This window comes from Massilia sp. Mn16-1_5, from assembly GCF_004798585.1.
Lineage (GTDB): Bacteria > Pseudomonadota > Gammaproteobacteria > Burkholderiales > Burkholderiaceae_D > Telluria.
Map to the genome: position 1 here is coordinate 1 of NZ_PPXQ01000047.1, position 1591 is coordinate 1591.

A 1591-nucleotide genomic window follows, 5' to 3' on the forward strand; every position below is an offset into this window, starting at 1 on the left:
ATCCGCAGCTTCGGTGACTGGCTTAGCCCCGTTACATCTTCCGCGCAGGACGACTCGATCAGTGAGCTATTACGCTTTCTTTAAATGGTGGCTGCTTCTAAGCCAACATCCTGACTGTTTTAGCCTTCCCACTTCGTTTTCCACTTAGCCAATCTTTGGGACCTTAGCTGGCGGTCTGGGTTGTTTCCCTCTTGACGCCGGACGTTAGCACCCGACGTCTGTCTCCCAAGCTCGCACTCATCGGTATTCGGAGTTTGCAATGGTTTGGTAAGTCGCAATGACCCCCTAGCCATAACAGTGCTCTACCCCCGATGGTGATACTTGAGGCACTACCTAAATAGTTTTCGGAGAGAACCAGCTATTTCCAAGTTTGTTTAGCCTTTCACCCCTACCCACAGCTCATCCCCTAATTTTTCAACATTAGTGGGTTCGGACCTCCAGGGCGTGTTACCGCACCTTCATCCTGGCCATGGGTAGATCACTTGGTTTCGGGTCTACACCCAGCGACTGTCGCCCTGTTCGGACTCGATTTCTCTACGGCTCCCCTATTCGGTTAACCTCGCCACTGAATGTAAGTCGCTGACCCATTATACAAAAGGTACGCCGTCACGGAACAAGTCCGCTCCGACTGTTTGTATGCACACGGTTTCAGGATCTATTTCACTCCCCTCCCGGGGTTCTTTTCGCCTTTCCCTCACGGTACTGGTTCACTATCGGTCGATTACGAGTATTTAGCCTTGGAGGATGGTCCCCCCATGTTCAGACAGGATTTCTCGTGTCCCGCCCTACTTGTCGTACGCTTAGTACCACCGTCCGGATTTCGTGTACGGGGCTATCACCCGCTATGGCCAACATTTCCAGGTTGTTCCACTATCCGATCGACTATCACGTACAGGCTCTTCCCATTTCGCTCGCCACTACTTTGGGAATCTCGGTTGATTTCTTTTCCTGCAGCTACTTAGATGTTTCAGTTCGCCGCGTTCGCTTTGCATGCCTATGTATTCAGCATGCAATGACCCAAAGGGCCGGGTTTCCCCATTCGGAAATCTGCGGATCAAAGTGTGTTTGCTCACTCCCCGCAGCTTATCGCAAGCTACTACGTCCTTCATCGCCTGTAATCGCCAAGGCATCCACCATGTGCACTTATTCGCTTGTCCCTATAACGTTAGCCCCTGCTGACAACAGGGAGCGTTATAGAAATCAAGAGTACAGCTCATTGCATGTTTGTTGATACTTTGATTACTACCCTAAGTGTGTATTTAGCTGCACGCTTAAAAAAACTTTACTTCTTCCAGATTGTTAAAGAACAGAACAACAGTAGTCTCGAAAAGACTAAACGTAAAACCGATGACTTAAGTTTGAGGCTTTTGGTGGAGGATGACGGGATCGAACCGACGACCCCCTGCTTGCAAAGCAGGTGCTCTCCCAGCTGAGCTAATCCCCCCTTATTGGGTTTGCCAATAACTTGGTAGGGCTGGTTGGACTCGAACCAACGACCCCCGCGTTATCAACACGGTGCTCTAACCAGCTGAGCTACAGCCCCGAAACTGTGTTCTTTGTTCAACAGTCGATAAGTGCGGACGCTTGATGA

At 50.2% G+C, this 1591-nt stretch carries 2 tRNA genes and 1 rRNA gene; all 3 read right to left on the reverse strand.

Annotation, left to right across the window (positions count from 1 at the left end):
- A 23S ribosomal RNA gene (locus C2862_RS24965) occupies positions 1 to 1157 on the reverse strand; the annotation flags it as partial.
- Positions 1158 to 1368: 211 nt separating this feature from the next.
- Positions 1369 to 1444 (reverse strand) — tRNA-Ala (locus tag C2862_RS24970).
- A 22-nt stretch (positions 1445 to 1466) separates the two neighbouring features.
- Positions 1467 to 1543 (reverse strand) — tRNA-Ile (locus tag C2862_RS24975).
- Positions 1544 to 1591: the final 48 nt, after the last annotated feature.